Below are 15,595 nucleotides of genomic sequence, written 5' to 3'. Positions count from 1 at the left end.
AATGAGCGGTGGGGGCGGGTACACCGCGACAACCCAGGCGTTGTCGAACGCGGCGAAGAACATCGGTGACCTGGCGGAGAAACTGCTTGACGACAATCCCGACCTGGAGAACTCCGAGCTGACCAAGGAGAAATTCGGCCGGGTGCACCAGGCGCACGCCGACAAGTACCTCGAGGGAACCAAACAGCTCTGGGGCGCGCTCTCCGGCTACAGCAAGGCCCTCGAAGCGTTCGGCACGAACATCGGCACCGCCGGATCGGCCTACGGCACGAACGAGGACAACCAGGCCGGCACCATCACCAAGACCGGCAACGGCGTCGACGGGATTCTCTGATGGCGGACGAAAACCAGCCGAAGACGTGGCCGGATGTCAAGAAACTGCTCGACGACTCGGCGGTGCCGCCAGCGTTGAAGGACGGGCTGCTCCGGGCGTGGGTCAACGAGCATCCGAACCCGGGCGGCGAAGAGGGCGACGAAGTCGCCAAGTACATCAAGTCCTACGGGCGGACGTTCATCCTGATTCCGAACGACCCGTTCGCGGCGCCCGGCGGGGCCCCGAAGCTCGAGGAGATCTACGAGGAGGCCCGGCGGAAGGGCCAGCAGAACAGCTACAACCAGGACGCGAAGCGCAAAGAGGTCGACAAGGGCAAGGACGAGCTCGGCAAGAAGCAGCCGCCCGCTCCCGGCGAGGGCAAGGACGCCGGGGCCACCGGCACGAAGACGTCCGACGAAATCTTCGACACCGCGGCCCCCGCGCTGCGGGTGTTCGAGACCTTCGGCGGGCTGCTCGAAAAGATCCCGGACGACTGCAGGGGGTCCACTCGCAAGCTCGACCTCGACAAGGACATCCGCGGCCCGTTCGACGAGCAGCGCGGGATCAGCTTCGAGGGCTTCGTCAACGACGCCATGCATTTCAAGCACGGCTCGGAAACCGTGAAGTCGACGCTGACCGAGACCGGAACCGAACTGGGCACCCTGTTCGGGACCTGGACCGGAGCCGGCGCCGACGCGGCCGCGGACCGGTACAACGAGAGCATCCAGAAGAAGGCCGCGAAGCTGGGGGACGACCTCAGCCACGCCAGCGAAGCGGTGCTGCACACCACGAAAACGCTGTTCGACCTGTGCAAGGGGAAGGCCGACCAGGTCATCGCGCTGTACCGCGACCAGGTCGGCAAGGCGGACTACACGATGGCGCAGAAGGTCATCGCGGTCGCCAACGGCGAGCACGGCAGCATCGAGGACCTGGCCCAGATCGCCGGCTGGATGGACTACAACTTCGGCACCAACCTGGTCGACACCCTCAACGACCAGGGCTGCTGCAACGACGACGAGATCCAGAGCCACGGCAAGGACCTCGCCAAGCAGTGGATCATGAACCAGTTCAACCCCGACATGTGGGACACCATCTACCAGGGGTTCGAGAAGGCCTGCAAGGACGCGAAGGACCTCGTCGACAAGGCCTACGACGCCCTCGACAAGGAGATGGGCAAGCTCAAGAACAAGTTCGAGGGCGCCGAGGACGGCGGGGCTGGTGGTTCCGGCGGTCCTGGCGGCGGTGGGCAGGGGCCTGGCGGTGGCGGTCCCGGCGGAGGCGGGCAGGGGCCCGGCGGTCCGGGGTCTGGCGGTCAGGGCGGCTACGGAGGCGGGCAGGGCGGCTACGGCGGCGGTCCGGGTGGCGGCTACGGCGGTGGTTCCGGTGGCGGCTACGGCGGTGGTTCCGGTGGCGGCTTCGGCGGTGGATCCGGCGGTGGAACTGGCGGCGGGTCCGGTTCGGACATTCCGCAGGGTGACCATTCCGGCGGGACCGGGGGCGGTTTCGGCGGCGGCACGGGAGGCGGCACCGGCGGCGGATCCGGTTCGGGAGGCGGGTCTGGCAGCGGCTCCGGCGGGGGCGGCGCGAAGGTTCCCGAACTCGATGTACCGTCCGATACGCCGGGCGGCGGTCCTCTCGGCGGGGGCCCAGGTGGCGGGACCGGCGGTGGCGGTCCGGTGGACGGTCCGCCGATCAAGACCGACTCCGGCGGCGGGTCCGATTCCGGAGGGCCCGGCTCGGGCGGTTCCGGCGGCGGGCAGGACCACGGCCAGTCCGAGGAAGAAGCCCGGCAGCGGGCCGAGCAAGAGGCGAAGCAGAAGGCTCAGGCCGAGGCGAAGCAAAAGGCCGAGGCCGCGATGGAGTCGCTGAAGAAGGACGCGCTGGGCAGCCACGGCGGCGCTCCCCTCGGCGGGCCGGGCGGTGGCGAGCCCGGTTCGACTGGCGGGGACGGCAAGGGTCCCGACGGCAAAGGCCCGGACGGGAAGGGCCCCGACGACAAGGTTCCCGGCGACGACAAGGCTCCTGGCGATAAGGGCGGCGGCGGTTCCCCCGGCGGCGGTCCGGCGGACGGCCCGCCGATCAAGACCGACCCCGCCGACGGCGGTCCCGGCGGCGAGGACGGAAAGCCCGGCGACGACAAGGACCACGACGGCAAACCGGACGACGACAAGCCGGATGCCGACAAGAACCACGACGGCAAGCCCGACGAAGACGGCCGCGATGTCCTGAAGGTCAAGCAGGGCGACAAAACCTTCGAGATGTCCGAGCCAGACGCGGACGGCAAGATGGACATCAAGATCGGCGAGGGTTCCGGGCCGGTCAAGGACTTCAAGATCGACTGGTCCGACGACAAGTCCGCGTCCGACGGCGGCCAGCCCGACGTCCACCACCCCGGTCCGGACGGCAAGATCCACCTCCGCGACGGCGACACGAAGATCACCGCCGAGCGGCCGGACGGGCCGAACGGGCCGACCGTCGTCACGGTCGACGACGGCAAGGGCAACCCGACGACGTACACGCTCGGCGAGGAGGACAAGCGTCCGGTCGACCACGGTCCGGAGACACCCGGCGACAGCACCGGCCGCCACCACGCGGGCGACGGTCCCGGCCAGCATCCCGGCGACCACAAGGGACCCGAGGCCAACGGGCACGGCGGCGCCTCGCCCAGCAGCAGCCACCCGGTGCCTCCGATGGGCGGGCCGGGTCCGGAAATCTCGCACATCGGCGACCCGTCCGGCGGGCACCCGGTGTACCCGGCGGGAGACGGTCCCGCCCAGGGGGCCTCGCACATCGGCGACCCGTCCGGCGGGCACGCGGTGCATCCGGCGGGAGACGGTCCCGCCCAGGGGACCTCTTACGGCGGCGGCCACCCCGCGGGAGAACCGGTCCAGCCGCTGCACCACGGGGTTCCGAGCGGAGCGCCGGGGCATCCGGTCGAGGGCGGGCCGGGTCCGGAGGTCTCGCACACCGGCGGTCCGGGCGTCCCCGCTGGCGCACCGAGCGCTCCGCTGCACGGCGGGCCGGTGGTCGGGGTCGACCACACTCCGGTGTCCGGCACCCACTCCGGCGGCGGGTTCCCGGCCCCGGCGGGAGACCACTCCGGCCAGCCGGGTCAGTCCGGCGGCGCCGGGATGCCCGGCATGGGTCCGATGGGCGGCGGGCACGGCGGCGGTGGCGGCGGTGGCGAGACCGAGCGGCGCGCGGCGTACCGCGTGGAGGGCGCGGTCTTCGACAACCTCGCCGAACCCGCCAGCCGGATCACTGGTTCACTCGACGATGACGACGACGCGCCGATCATCCGGACCAGGTAGGAGGGACGCATGAGCGAAACCGCCGCGATGAAGGCCGAACTGGACGCGCTGGTCCGGGAGCAGGCCGACCGGAGGGCGCTGCGCGAGCAGAAGGCCGAGGAGATCAAGGCGCGGTCCCAGGAGTACATGACCAAACAGGTGCAGGCGGCCGAACGGTACGTCCAGCACCGGCGGGAGCTGGGGAAGCGCAAGACCAAGTCCGGGTGGAGCACGGACCGGCCGAGCACCGATCCGCCCTCGGCGTTCGATTCCGACGAGTTCGGCAACGAGCCCGGTTCGGCGTCCCCGTTCGCGGTGACCCCGAATCAGCCCGCCCTGCGGAGCGAGCCGCCGCGGCGTCCGGCGCGTCGCCCGCGTCCGGTGGAAGACGATGAGGACGACGACGCCTTCCTCAACAACCGTTGGCGCGATTGAGGTTCTGCCTCGGGAGGGGGCTCGCCTGCCCCCTCCCGGAGGTCAGATCCGGACCAGCATTTTCCCGACGTTCTCCCCGCGCAGCATCCCGATGAACGCGTCCACGATGCTGGAAAACCCTTCTGCCATGGTCTCGTCGACCAGCACCTTGCCGCTGCGGACGTGCGGGATCAGGAATTCCTCGAACTCCTCGCGCGCGTCGAGGTGATTGCGCACCAGAAACCCTTCGATCCGAAGGCTTTTCCCGACCACGTCGTACAGATTGTGCGGCGCGCTCGGCGGCGTGCGCAGGCTGTTGTACTGCGAGACTGAACCGCACCAGGCGACGCGGCCGTAGTCGCGGAGGGCGTCGATCGCGGCGGCCAGGTGGTCGCCGCCGACGTTGTCGAAGTACACGTCGATGCCGTCCGGAGCCGCTTTCGCGAGCAGGTCGGTGACCGGGCCGTCGTGGTAGTTGAAGGCGGCGTCGAAACCGAGGTCGCGGGTCAGGTGCTCGACCTTCGCCGCGGATCCGGCGCTGCCGACGATGCGTCCCGCGCCGAGCAACCGCGCGAGCTGCCCGGCCGCGCTGCCGACCGCACCGGCAGCGGCGGAGATGAACACGTCATCGCCGGGGCGGACCTGTGCGACCCGGGTCAGTCCGACGTACGCGGTGAGCCCGGTCCCGCCGAGAACGCCGAGGTAAGCGCTCAGCGGAACGCCGTCCGCCGGGACGATCGTCCGGACGTCGGCGCTGGTGAGGACCGCGCGGGTCGCCCAGCCGTGCCGGTGGAACACCGTCGTGCCGACCGGCAGCGCCGGCTCCTTCGACTCGACCACCTCGCCGATCGAACGGCCCTCCAGCCCCGCGCCGAGTTCCCAGCCGCCCCACTCCATGAACTCGCGCATGTACGGATCGACGGACAGGTAACGGTTTTCGACCAGCACCTGTCCGGCAGCGAGGTCCGGCAGCGGCTGGGTGACGAACTCGAAGTCGGCGGCACTCGGCGCGCCCTCGGGGCGGCGGACCTGGCGGACGGCGGTCAGGGACACGGGATCTCCTTAAGGAAGGGCTCTGACCAGCAAACTTAGGCAGCTCGGCGGCGTCTCGGCAGAGGTCCGGATTGATGGACCGGGCCAATCCATGAATCCTGCTCATGGCTGCGGCTAGGCTGGTCGCATGGATGCTGTCGACCTCACGCCGGGCGAGCTGCGCCTGCTGCTCGCGGTGGAGCGCACCGGCAGCTTCACCGCCGCGGCCGCCGAGCTGAGCCTCACTCAGTCCGCGGTCTCGCACGCCGTGCGGACCTGCGAACGCAAGGTCGGCGCCATCCTCTTCGACCGCGGCCGAACGGGCGCCCGCCCGACCGCCGCCGGGGCCCGCGCACTCGTGCACGCCCGGCTGATCCTGCGCCAACTCGACGTTCTCCGCGCCGAAGCCCGCGGCGCGGCAGCGGGAACCCTCACCGGACCCCTGCGGATCGCCGCTTTCCGCAGCGCCGCCGCACACCTCCTGCCCGCAGCCCTGGAACGCTTGACCGCCAAGCATTCCGGCCTGCACCCGCAGGTCCTGATCGTCCCCGAAATAGGCCGCGGCACCGCGGGCGAGGTCGCCGACGGCCGCGCGGACGTCGCCATCGCCACCCTCAGCGAAGAAGAAGCCCCGCCGGCCGGGTTGGTCGCCGGAGAACTGTTCCGCGAGCCGTACTTCCTGGTCAACCCGGCCAGCCGCGCCGAATCGCGCGGCCTGCCGTTGCTCGACTGGCCGGAAAACTGCTCCTCCTACACGCGGTCCTGGTGGGCCCGGCAAGACTGGCTGCCCTCGGCGAAAATGGAGGTCGCCGACGACGGAGTGGTCCTTTCCATGGTGGCGCAAGGAATCGGCATGGCGATCCTGCCGAAACTCACCCTCGCCGCCATCCCGCCGGGAGTCGCGGTCACGCCGATCGCCGACCCGCCCACCCGGAGAATCGGGTACGTGGCCACCTACGCCGGCGCGCAATCCCTTGCGGTGCGCGAATTGGTCCGGGAATTGCGCGCGGTCGCCGAAGCGGAGTTCCCCGGCGCGGCTTGATCCTCGACAAAGACCATCGTCCCCGGGAATTTGACCCCTCCCGCGCGCCCGAACGGAGGTTGTGCCTCCCCTCGCGGCGGTCAGACTTGAGGCACGCGGGCAATGGCCCGCAGCCGGGCATTGGTCGAGCCCATGCCGGTTAACCGCCTGTTCGGTGCGTGCTGCTCGTCGTTCGTTCGGCCTCCCCGGCCAGGCGGGAGCGAAGGAGGACGGATGAGATTCGCCGGAAAGGCACCCGCGGTCTTGGCGGCTGTCGTGGGGGTGGTGCTGTCGCTGGCCGGATCGGCGGCGGTGGCCACCAAAGCGGGCGCGCCAGCTTGTTCGCCCGGCACCACCGTGACCACCGACGACGGACCGGTGTGCGGTATCGCGGGTGCGGAGATCAAGTCGTGGCAAGGGATTCGGTATGCCGCACCGCCAGTGGGAGAGTTGCGTTGGGCGGCACCGCAGCGGCCCCCGCACTGGACTGAGCCGTTCGCCGCTACCGAGGAGGGCACCGAGTGTCCGCAGCCGCCCGGTACCGGTCCCGGGTCGGCCAACGAGGATTGCCTCAATCTGACCGTGCGCGTCCCGGCCAACGCGGGTCCCGGCCCGCTTCCGGTGATGGTGCAGATCCACGGCGGCGGATTCCTGCTGTGGAAGCCGACGGACGCGAGTCGTCTCGTGACCGCGGGGCGCGTCATCAGCGTGGAGTTCAATTACCGGCTCGGGATTTTCGGTTTCCTGGCGCACGAATCGTTCGGTGCGCACGCGGGCAACTACGGCCTTCAGGATCAGCAGGCCGCGCTCCGCTGGGTGCAGCGCAACATCGCGAAGTTCGGGGGCGACCCGCACAATGTCACGATCTACGGCGATTCCGCGGGCGGTTCGAGCGTCTGCGCCCACACCGCTTCGCCGGCCTCGGCCGGGCTGTTCAAGCGCGGGATCAGCCAAAGCGGGGAGTACAACTCGCTGCTCGGCGTCGACATCATCTGGCAAACACAGGACTGCAAAGCACAATTGCCCACTGAGAAACAAGCGCGGGAAAAGGGTGCCCGGTTCGCCGCGGCGCTGGGCTGTTCCACCGCCGCCTGCCTGCGTGCGCTGCCCGCGGAGACGGTGCTCAAACAGGCCGACCACGGAAGAAATCCCGACAACGGAACGGTCGCGCCGATCGTCGACGGCAAGACTCTGCCGATGTCACCCGCCGAGGCTTTCGCCACCGGGCAGGTCAATCACGTAGCGCTGATGCACGGCGTCGACCGCGACGAAACTCAACTCCCATACGCCGCTACTGAAGCCGATTACGAGAAATTCATCAAGGAACAGTACGGAAAGCACGCCGATGAGGTCCGCGAGACGTATCCGCTCAAGCGGTATCCCGCGCCAGCTCCGTATCTCGCCTACCGGACAGCCGTCGCCGACTCCAACTCGGTGTGTCCCGCGCTGCTCAACGACGAGCGGCTCTCGCGGCACCTCCCGGTCTTCGCCTACCAGGTCGACGACACCGATATCCCGCCGCAGTTCTTCGTCGACCCCGCCAAACCGAACGGTGCCTACCACGTCGCCGAATGGCTGCTGATGTTCCCGAACGGCGTCCAGCTCACCCCCAACCAGCAGGTGCTCGCCGACCAGATTCTGACGCAGTGGGCCGGTTTCGCCCGCACCGGAAACCCCACTGTGGACGGTGCGCCGCAGTGGGATCCTTACACCAAGGACAATCCCGTGGTCCTGGCGCTCAACGCCGCGGGAGACAGCCAGCTCACCACGGAGATCCCGCGGCAGCATCACTGCGCGGAACTCTGGAACCCGTTGACTCCCTTCGCACACCACCGATAGGGCTCCGATAACCAGCTGTGTGGAAAGCAAAAGCTGCCTGCACAGTCGCGATTCCGGCGTCTCGCAACGTTTTCCGAACTCGGCTGACAGCGTGGACCCCGCCGACTACCGTGGAAGGTCCGTCGGGGGGACACGCTGGCCAGTCAGGGTGGAGGGGACGGCATGGGGCAGCGCATTGGGCACGGCTGAAACCGATCTCGCGGACAGATCGGCGCGTTCTTTCCGTGGAGCGGTCTCGCTGTCGCGGTGGAATCTGTGGAACCAGCGGCCCAGTTTGATCGCCTACTGTCTCCTGATCGAAGCCGTCGCGGCAGTAGCGACCGTGACCGCTGCCCGCGCCGAACACTTCTCCGGCCGGGACCTGCTCGTCTTCGGCCTGCTGAGCGGATGCGGTCTGCTGCAGGCCGAACTGGGCCGCGAGGTCGAACGGCTCCGGCTCAGATCCGGCACCCCGCACATCAACTTGACCTCGGTGTGGAGCTTCGCCGGCGTGCTCTTGCTTCCGTCGGCCCTGGTCACCGGACTCGTCGCGATCCTCTACCTCTATCTGGCCACCCGCAGCCCCTACCGCGTCCGCCGCGTCTCGGCCTTTCGCGTCGTGTTCAACGCCGCCCTGGTCGTCGTCACCTGCCAGGCCGCCGCAGCCGTCCTCTCCTGGACCTCGACTCCGAGCCTCAAGTCCGTTCTGCACGCGGGCTGGTCTGGTTTCGGCGACCTCTTCCTCGCGACCGCCGCCTACTTCGTCGTCGCCGCCCTGATCACCGTCCCCGGGCTCAACGCGCCGGACCGGTCGCTGCGCACCCTCTTCGGCGGCTGGGGAGACAACCTGCTCGAAGCCGCGACCCTCTGCCTCGGCATTCTGACCGCGCTCGCCGTGACGACCATGGCTGAGCTGGCCCTGTGCGTCCTGCCGCCGCTGCTCGTCATCCACCGCGCGGTTCTCGTGAAGCAGCTGGAAATCGCCGCGACCACCGACGAGAAGACCGGCCTGCTCAACACCACCGGCTGGCACGCCCTCGCCGCCCGCGAACTCGGCCGGGCGCAGCGAACCGACTCCAGTTTCGGCGTGCTGATGGTAGATCTCGACCGCTTCAAACGGATCAACGACGAATACGGCCACCTCAGCGGCGACGCCGTCTTGCGCGCCGTCGCCGCCGCGATCACCGGCGCGGTGCGCGAGTACGACTCGGTCGGCCGGTTCGGCGGCGAGGAATTCGTGGTTCTGCTGCCCGGCCTGCGCCAACCCGGCATCCGGGTCGTCGCCGAACGGGTCCGCGAAGCCATCGCGCGGCTCGTCGTCGAGGTGCCCGCCGCGAACGGCCCGAAGACGATCGACGGGCTGTCCGCGTCGATCGGCCTCGCGACCTATCCGGAGTCCGGAACTGCGCTCGAACGCCTGGTCCACGCGGCCGACCAGGCGCTCTACCGGGCGAAGAACACCGGCCGCAACAAGGTCGTCAGCAGCGCCGACCTCGGCTGAGCGGTATTGCCCCGGCCCTCGAAATGACATACGGTTCCGCCACTGACACGCGATTCCGCAGAGGTGGTCGATGACCCGACGCGCACTGGTCCTCGGTTGTGGCGGCACGCTCGGCTTCGCCTGGACCGCCGCCGCCCTCGCCGCGGTCGAGGACCAGCTGGGATGGGACGCGCGCGACGCGGACATCCTGGTCGGCACCTCGGCGGGTGCGGAGATGGCGGCGTTTCTCGGCTCCGGAATCGGGGTCGGCGAGATCATGGCCGCGCTCGGCGGAGAACCCGCCGACGAACGCCTCAAGCGGCATCTCGCACAGCATCCGGGCAAACTGCCACCGTGGCCGGCACCGGTTTGGCCTGGTCTCGGCCTCACCGCCGCGGCGCTGCGCGGCCGGGCCGACCTGCTGGCCGGACTGGCCGGTGTGCTGCCCAAGGGCCGCGGCGACGCTGGGTGGCTGCGTGCCCTCGGGACCGCGCTGGCCACTGCCGACGGCTGGGTCGAGCACCCGCGGACCTGGCTCGTCGCGGCCGATCTCCGCACCGGTGAGCGGGTCGCGTTCGGGAATGCGCAGCGGACCGAGCTCGGCACCGCGATCGCCGCGTCCTGGGCCATTCCGGGATGGTTCCCGCCGGTCGCCGTCGACGGCCGCGAGTACGTCGACGGCGGCACCGTCTCGCCGACCTCCGCGGATCTCGTTCTGGAGACCGGCGTCGAGGAGGTCGTGCTCCTCCCGCCGATGTCCACCTCCGGCGGCGCGCCCGGCCGCGGTTTCGCCCGCGTCGAACGGCTCGCCCGGCACGCGATGACCCGGCGCGTCGACGCCGAGGTCACGCAACTCCGCGCCGCCGGTATCCGCGTGCTCCGCATCGAGCCGGGTCCGGCCGAACTGGACGTCATGGGCCCGAATTTCATGGACCTCCGCCGCCGCGCCGACGTGCTTCGCGCCTGCCGCGCCCTGACCCCGCCGCGCGTGCGCGCCGCCATCGAGCAAGGAGCGACCCCGTGACCTACCCCAAGATCGACCTCGCCGGCGCGTCCGTCGCGATCACCGGCGGAGGCGCCGGAATCGGCCGGGCGGTCGCGAAGTTGTTCGCCGGCAAGGGAGCCCGCGTCGCGATCGGCGACCTGAACCAGGCGGCCGCCGAGGAAACCGCCGAACAGGCCGGCGGCACCGCCCACCACCTCGACGTCGCCGACCGCGATTCGTTCGCGTCCTTCCTCGCCGCGGCCGAGAAGGCTCACGGACCGCTGCGGGTGCTGGTGAACAACGCCGGGCTCATGCCGAACGGCGGATTCCTCGAACTCGCCGACGCCACCGACCGGCTGCAGATCGACGTCAACCTCGGCGGTGTCCTCAATGGACTGAAGCTGGCGCTGCCCGGCATGGTCGAACGCGGTTCCGGCCACGTCGTGAACGTCGCCTCGCTGACGGGCAAATTCCCGGTCAAGGGGCTGGCCGTCTACAACGCGACCAAATTCGCCGTCGTGGGGCTGACCGCCGCGACCCGCCTGGAGTTCGCGGACGCGGGCGTCAGCATCAGCGCCGTGCTGCCCTCGGCGGTGGACACCGCGCTCGCCTCCGGCCTGGACATGCGGCCGATCCCGAAGGTGCGGCCGGAAGACGTCGCCAGGGCGGTCGTCGATTCGGTGCGCCACCGCCGCGGCGAAATCGCCGTCCCCGGCTACGTCGGCCTGCTCGCCGCGGCTGCCGGAGTCACTCCCGAGCCGGTCCTCAACCGCATCCGGCGGCTGGTTCGCGACGATCGCGCACTGCACGCCGACCGCCCGGAACGAGCGGAGTACCGGGCGGGTCTCGAAGCGCAGCAAGGAACCCGCCGGTAGCCGGTTCGTTTTCCGGATAGCCCGGGAGTTCGGTTACGCGGCTAGACCGTTTCCGCCACACGCTGCACGGTGGAGTAAAGCCCACCTTCCGGCGCGGAGAGGCCGGAACCGAGCAGTGAGATTCAGCGGTGTCTTCGGGAGCAGATTCCCCTTGCGGCGTTGGCCACAGACGACAGGGAGAACTCCGCTGATGTCCGAGACAACCGACCGGGCGCTGCGCCCTGGCGACCTGGCGATCCGATGCGGGGCCGTCGGCTCCCTGGTACTGGTGAGACTGCGCGGCGCGCTGGACCTGGCCACCGCGGGCGACCTGGCCGAAGTGCTGGCCACGCAGCTGCGGACCGGCCGTGACATCGTGCTCGACTGCACCGGCCTGGACTTCATGGCCGTCGTCGGGATGTCGCTGATGATCGACACCCACCGCGCCGCTCACGTCCGCAAGCAGAAGCTGATCGTGGTCACCGGCGGCAACCGGGCCGTGCTGCGCCCGCTGCGCGTCGCCCGGGTCGATGTCATGCTCCGTCTCGCCGGCACCATCGACGACGCGTGCGCCCAGCTGGGGTACGCCGGGGGTGGTTTGGCGCTCGGCGCAAGCGGGTAACCGGGGGGTCCTTGTACGGTGCCGGCCGTTGGGAGCCGGCGTGGACGAAGGGCCGCCGACGTATGTCCGCTCCTGGACGCGTGGTGTTCGACAGCGACGACCTGGAGCGCACCGAAGCTTTCCTCAGCAGCTCCTACGCCCCGATGCGAATCGGCAGCGGCAGCCGCGACGCAGGCGCCCACATCACCCGCGTGGCCTCGGACACCGTGAGCGCCGACAAGCTCGACCTGCACTTCGACATGAGCTACGACGTCGACCCGCTAGGCCGGATCTGCCTCTGCGACATCGAAGCCGGCACCATCGAGGACCACCAGGTCGACGGATGGGCCGAACCCGCCGATTTCGCCCCCGGCGACCTGTTCTCCTTCGCCCCGCCCGACCGCCCGTACTCCGGCCGGATCTGCCGGGCGCGCTACACCATCACCATGCTCGACCCGGACCTGCTGACCCGCGTCGCCGGGACTCAGCAGCCAGTACGATTGCTGGACCACAAACCGATTTCCCCCGCGGGCGCCCAGCACCTCCGGGCCGCAACCACCTACCTGCGGGACCAGGTCCTGGCCGCCCCGGACATCGCCGAGCACCCGCTGCTGGCCAGCACCGCGAGCCAGCACCTCGCGGCCGCCGTGCTCGCGGCTTTCCCCACCACCGCACTGGACGAACGCGCCGGCACCGACCTCGACGCCCACCCGCAGGCCTTGCGCCGCGCCATCGCGTATCTCGAAGCCAACCCGGACCGCGACCTCACGGCGACCGAACTGGCCCAAGCAGCGGGAGTCTCGGCACGTGCGGTGCAGCTGGCGTTTCGACGGCACCTCGACACGACGCCGATGGCTTACCTGCGACGCGTGCGTCTCGACCATGCGCGGGCTGAACTGCGCGCGGCCGCGCCCGGTTCAACGACGGTGACTCAGGTCGCGGCGCGATGGGGGTATACGCGGCCCAGTGCGTTTACGGCGCATTACCGGGCTGCTTATGGGGAGCTGCCTTCGCAGGCTCTGCAAGGGGATGCGTGACCGCGAGGGATGGTCGGTCCGGCAGCTGGCCGGGCGAATCCGGGGACAACAAGCTCTGGTAAATGCCGGAGTGTCCGCCGGGATCAGTTGACGCAGAGGGCGGGCACATTTGCGGTTATTCCGGGTGCCTCGGCCGTGTTGCCACGACGGAGAAGGCGCTGCGGGACGTCGTGAAGTGCCGTTGGCAGCCCTGTGCCGGGTTCGCGGATTAGTTCAGGCTGGACGCGAGGGGGCTGCTTTGTCGCGCCCGTCGCCACGGCGCGTGCCGCATGTCCCGCGCGCGGCCTCATCCTCCCGAGACTATCGCTATCCGCCCTGCGAGGGGAAGGGCCTGACGTCGGGTCCGGGACTCGCCGCCGGGCGGTGGGTTCGCATTGTTTCACTCAGGTGTGTTCCGAGAATCCGCTATTTCTTCCTTGCTGGTAACTAGGTCGGGTGAATTGCTGACAGGTGGCGCTATTTGTGCATGGCAGCGGCAGTGCGCGTGGCACCGTGGTGTCGGGGAATATTCCTTCGACCGGTTTTGCCTGGTCAGCGCGGAAAACGCGGGTATTGCCAGGGTCGAATCGGTCCGCGCAATAGCGATAAAGCGCAAGGAGTGTGCGCGGCGGTAAGCGCCGGGTGTGGTTATATGTTGCCGCATCAGCAGGGTTCCGGTGCGGGTATTGCACCGGCCGAGCGGGAACGTTCGTCGGCTGGACAAAGGATCGGCGAGATCCGGGGCGGTGAAGAGAGTGCGGAAGCAAGCACGGCACACCACGGGTGTCAGTCGCTTCTTGCTGCGCGCGCTCGTCGTCGTCGGTGGCGCGGTCGCGGCCACGGCGGTGGCATGGGCGGTCGCCGGCGGCACGGCCGGTGCGGACACCCTGCTGCCGCCTGGCCTGATCGGGCCGGGTACTGCCGGTGCGCCGGCGGCGACGGTGCTGTCCGCGGTCGACCCGGGCCCGGTTGCGGGCGAGCTCGGTCGGCTCGACGAGGTGGTCCACGACGTCGCCCGGCCGGTGCGCCGCTTGCTCACCGCCGCGGCGCGGGTTCAGCGTTCCCAGGCCGCACACGATGTTCCCGGCCAGGCTCTTTCCGTCACCAGCGGCGTGCTGAAGGCGACCGCCAAGGGATTGCTGGGCGACGAAACCGAGTCGATGCCCCGGCGTGCCGCGCAAACCATGTCGGCTCCGGTCGACCCGGTGTCCACTGTGGACCGTCCTGCGGTGCGCGGCGACGGTGCCGCGGCCGCGGCACCGGACATTGTCGAGGGCGCCACCACGGTCGGCACGGCCATTCCTGAGCGTTCCGCGCCCGAGGCCAGCCCGGCGGACCGGGGTGACGTTCGGTCACCCGCGGAAGTCGAGCGCGAAACCGGCGCGCGGCACGGACAGCTGCCGCTGCCCCTGCCTCTGCCGCCGTCTCCGAGCGCCGGTTCGACCGCCACGGTGACGGCTGCGCACGGCGGTAATGACGGTTGCGGCGCGACTCTGTCGGGCAACCCGGCGCGCCACCAGTCTCGAGCCGAAATCCGCCGCCCCGCGGCCCATCGCTCGGTGGCGAATACTGCCTGCCAGCCTGGCGTAACGCCAGACTGAAGCGCGCTTTCCGCACCGGGACGGCGATTCGGCGGATCAGCCCGCGCCTTCCTGGCTTGCTGGCCGGATGCCCCTTGATTCCCTTTTCGCGCCGCGTGGACTCTTGCCGCGCGTTGTGCAAGTGCCTTTTTTCTGAAGATTCCACTGATTTCTAAGGAGTATTTCTCATGCGTAATTGGACGAAGCTCGGTCTGCGGGCGGCCCTCGTCGCCGGCGGCCTGCTGATGCTCGGGACCGGGATCGCGTCGGCGGACGAAAACGTCAACCCCGACCTCCCCGCCTCGCCGCTGGATCTGCACGCCGACCCGGCCGCGGTCGCCAGCCTGGCCGAGCGGCTTCAGCAGCTGGCTCCCGCGCACCTCGACAAGGCCGCCTCGGTGCCTTCCGCGGTGCGCGAGGTGGTGCCGAAGGTCCAGGCCATGTCCAACGGGGTGCTGACCCCGCAGTCCGCCTCGTCGGTGTTCACCGTGCCGGCACAGCTGCTGCGGTCCTCGCCGGCGGCCAGCGCGAGTTTCGACGAGCCGGAAATCAACGCCCCGGTCGGGAACGAACTGAAGGTCACCGATCTGCCCACCCTTCCGCTGCTCACCGAACTGCAGAACTCGGTGCCGCGGCCGGCGGGCGCCACGATCACCCCCGTCAACGGTGATCTCCCGGCCCTGCCGCTGCCCCTGCACGGAGGGGTGAGCACCACGCCCGACGCTCCCGGCGAGGGGCACCTGGCGAATGTGCCCAACGTACCCGTCGCTCCGGCTGCTCCGGTCGCGCCGGTGCGGCCAGTGACCCCCCAGACGCCGCAGCTGCCCCGGACCCCGGCGATGTCCCCGATGCCGGGCATCCCCTCGGCCGCGGTTCCCGGCCGCGGGGGCCGGGCGGACGTTCCGAACCAGGGTTCGCCGCTGGCCGGTATTCCGTTGCTGGGACAACTGCCGCTCATTGACTCGGTGCTGCCCACGCGGCTGCTGAACCGGCCGGACAGCGTGAAGCTGCCGCTGGTGCCGCAGCTGCAGCGAATGCCGCTCGACGGGGGCACTTCCCCCTTTTCCGGCGACGAGGTGACCCCGCAGTCGGCAGTGCAGAAACTCGCGGCCCGGCTGAGTGGGCTCGTCCGCAAATGACCGCCCGTTGACGCCCGGGAAGGGGTCGGAGAACAGTTGCTTCCGACCCCTT

Annotated in this window: 13 protein-coding genes; 12 read left to right on the top strand and 1 reads right to left on the bottom strand. The window is 70.0% G+C overall.

What is annotated here, in order from left to right; genetic code table 11:
* The first annotated feature begins 1 nt into the window (after position 1).
* Genes F9C12_RS21810 through F9C12_RS21800 form a run of 3 tightly spaced genes read left to right on the top strand, consistent with a single transcriptional unit; the run spans position 2 to position 4,038 of the window.
* Positions 2 to 334 (top strand): hypothetical protein, encoded by a 333-nt coding sequence (locus tag F9C12_RS21810; protein WP_409183738.1) that lies wholly within the window; start codon positions 2 to 4, stop codon positions 332 to 334.
* Entirely contained in the window at positions 334 to 3,624 is a 3,291-nt protein-coding gene (locus F9C12_RS21805; RefSeq protein ID WP_409461667.1) for a hypothetical protein, read from the top strand. Before F9C12_RS21810 ends, F9C12_RS21805 begins: the two co-directional genes overlap by 1 nt.
* A gap of 9 nt (positions 3,625 to 3,633) precedes the next feature.
* Positions 3,634 to 4,038, top strand: coding sequence for a hypothetical protein (locus tag F9C12_RS21800; RefSeq protein WP_409183736.1), 405 nt, complete (start codon positions 3,634 to 3,636; stop codon positions 4,036 to 4,038).
* Positions 4,039 to 4,080: 42 nt separating this feature from the next.
* On the opposite strand, the gene F9C12_RS21795 is transcribed toward F9C12_RS21800, so the two are convergent.
* Positions 4,081 to 5,070, bottom strand: a complete 990-nt coding sequence (locus F9C12_RS21795) for an NADP-dependent oxidoreductase (RefSeq protein WP_409461666.1) — start codon at positions 5,068 to 5,070, stop codon at positions 4,081 to 4,083.
* 127 nt (positions 5,071 to 5,197) lie between these two features.
* On the opposite strand from F9C12_RS21795, the gene F9C12_RS21790 reads away from it, so the two are divergent.
* The 9 genes from F9C12_RS21790 to F9C12_RS21750 all read left to right on the top strand — a co-directional run bounded on the left by F9C12_RS21790 (position 5,198) and on the right by F9C12_RS21750 (position 15,543).
* Positions 5,198 to 6,091 carry a LysR family transcriptional regulator gene (locus F9C12_RS21790; RefSeq protein ID WP_409461665.1) on the top strand — a complete coding sequence of 298 codons (894 nt, stop codon included), beginning with the start codon at positions 5,198 to 5,200 and terminating at the stop codon, positions 6,089 to 6,091.
* 213 nt (positions 6,092 to 6,304) lie between these two features.
* Positions 6,305 to 7,909 (top strand): carboxylesterase/lipase family protein, encoded by a 1,605-nt coding sequence (locus F9C12_RS21785; RefSeq protein ID WP_409461664.1) that lies wholly within the window; start codon positions 6,305 to 6,307, stop codon positions 7,907 to 7,909.
* 322 nt (positions 7,910 to 8,231) lie between these two features.
* Positions 8,232 to 9,389, top strand: a complete 1,158-nt coding sequence (locus tag F9C12_RS21780) for a GGDEF domain-containing protein (protein WP_409461663.1) — start codon at positions 8,232 to 8,234, stop codon at positions 9,387 to 9,389.
* A 70-nt stretch (positions 9,390 to 9,459) separates the two neighbouring features.
* Entirely contained in the window at positions 9,460 to 10,392 is a 933-nt protein-coding gene (locus F9C12_RS21775) for a patatin-like phospholipase family protein (protein ID WP_409461662.1), read from the top strand.
* Positions 10,389 to 11,228 (top strand): SDR family NAD(P)-dependent oxidoreductase, encoded by an 840-nt coding sequence (locus F9C12_RS21770; RefSeq protein ID WP_409461661.1) that lies wholly within the window; start codon positions 10,389 to 10,391, stop codon positions 11,226 to 11,228. The genes F9C12_RS21775 and F9C12_RS21770 overlap by 4 nt, the downstream gene beginning before the upstream one ends.
* A 190-nt stretch (positions 11,229 to 11,418) precedes the next feature.
* Positions 11,419 to 11,829: an STAS domain-containing protein gene (locus tag F9C12_RS21765; protein ID WP_409461660.1), complete on the top strand. Its 411-nt coding sequence runs from the start codon at positions 11,419 to 11,421 to the stop codon at positions 11,827 to 11,829.
* Positions 11,830 to 11,891: 62 nt separating this feature from the next.
* Positions 11,892 to 12,845: a helix-turn-helix transcriptional regulator gene (locus F9C12_RS21760; RefSeq protein ID WP_409461659.1), complete on the top strand. Its 954-nt coding sequence runs from the start codon at positions 11,892 to 11,894 to the stop codon at positions 12,843 to 12,845.
* A gap of 776 nt (positions 12,846 to 13,621) precedes the next feature.
* Complete coding sequence (locus F9C12_RS21755) at positions 13,622 to 14,425, top strand: hypothetical protein (RefSeq protein ID WP_409461658.1); 804 nt, start codon at positions 13,622 to 13,624, stop codon at positions 14,423 to 14,425.
* A gap of 167 nt (positions 14,426 to 14,592) precedes the next feature.
* On the top strand, positions 14,593 to 15,543 hold the full coding sequence (locus F9C12_RS21750; protein ID WP_409467169.1) for a hypothetical protein: 951 nt from the start codon (positions 14,593 to 14,595) through the stop codon (positions 15,541 to 15,543).
* Positions 15,544 to 15,595: the final 52 nt, after the last annotated feature.

Origin of the sequence: Amycolatopsis sp. GA6-003, from assembly GCF_046267895.1 — a bacterium.
Lineage (GTDB): Bacteria > Actinomycetota > Actinomycetes > Mycobacteriales > Pseudonocardiaceae > Amycolatopsis.
This window is presented reverse-complemented; position numbering and strand designations above follow the sequence as displayed.

What these genes read in the sequence shown, in the direction of transcription:
- F9C12_RS21810 (WP_409183738.1), top strand. Translation starts at nt 2, where the DNA reads ATGAGCGGTGGGGGCGGGTACACCGCGACAACCCAGGCGTTGTCGAAC.
- F9C12_RS21805 (WP_409461667.1), top strand. Translation starts at nt 334, where the DNA reads ATGGCGGACGAAAACCAGCCGAAGACGTGGCCGGATGTCAAGAAACTG.
- F9C12_RS21800 (WP_409183736.1), top strand. Translation starts at nt 3,634, where the DNA reads ATGAGCGAAACCGCCGCGATGAAGGCCGAACTGGACGCGCTGGTCCGG.
- F9C12_RS21790 (WP_409461665.1), top strand. Translation starts at nt 5,198, where the DNA reads ATGGATGCTGTCGACCTCACGCCGGGCGAGCTGCGCCTGCTGCTCGCG.
- F9C12_RS21785 (WP_409461664.1), top strand. Translation starts at nt 6,305, where the DNA reads ATGAGATTCGCCGGAAAGGCACCCGCGGTCTTGGCGGCTGTCGTGGGG.
- F9C12_RS21775 (WP_409461662.1), top strand. Translation starts at nt 9,460, where the DNA reads ATGACCCGACGCGCACTGGTCCTCGGTTGTGGCGGCACGCTCGGCTTC.
- F9C12_RS21765 (WP_409461660.1), top strand. Translation starts at nt 11,419, where the DNA reads ATGTCCGAGACAACCGACCGGGCGCTGCGCCCTGGCGACCTGGCGATC.
- F9C12_RS21760 (WP_409461659.1), top strand. Translation starts at nt 11,892, where the DNA reads ATGTCCGCTCCTGGACGCGTGGTGTTCGACAGCGACGACCTGGAGCGC.
- F9C12_RS21750 (WP_409467169.1), top strand. Translation starts at nt 14,593, where the DNA reads ATGCGTAATTGGACGAAGCTCGGTCTGCGGGCGGCCCTCGTCGCCGGC.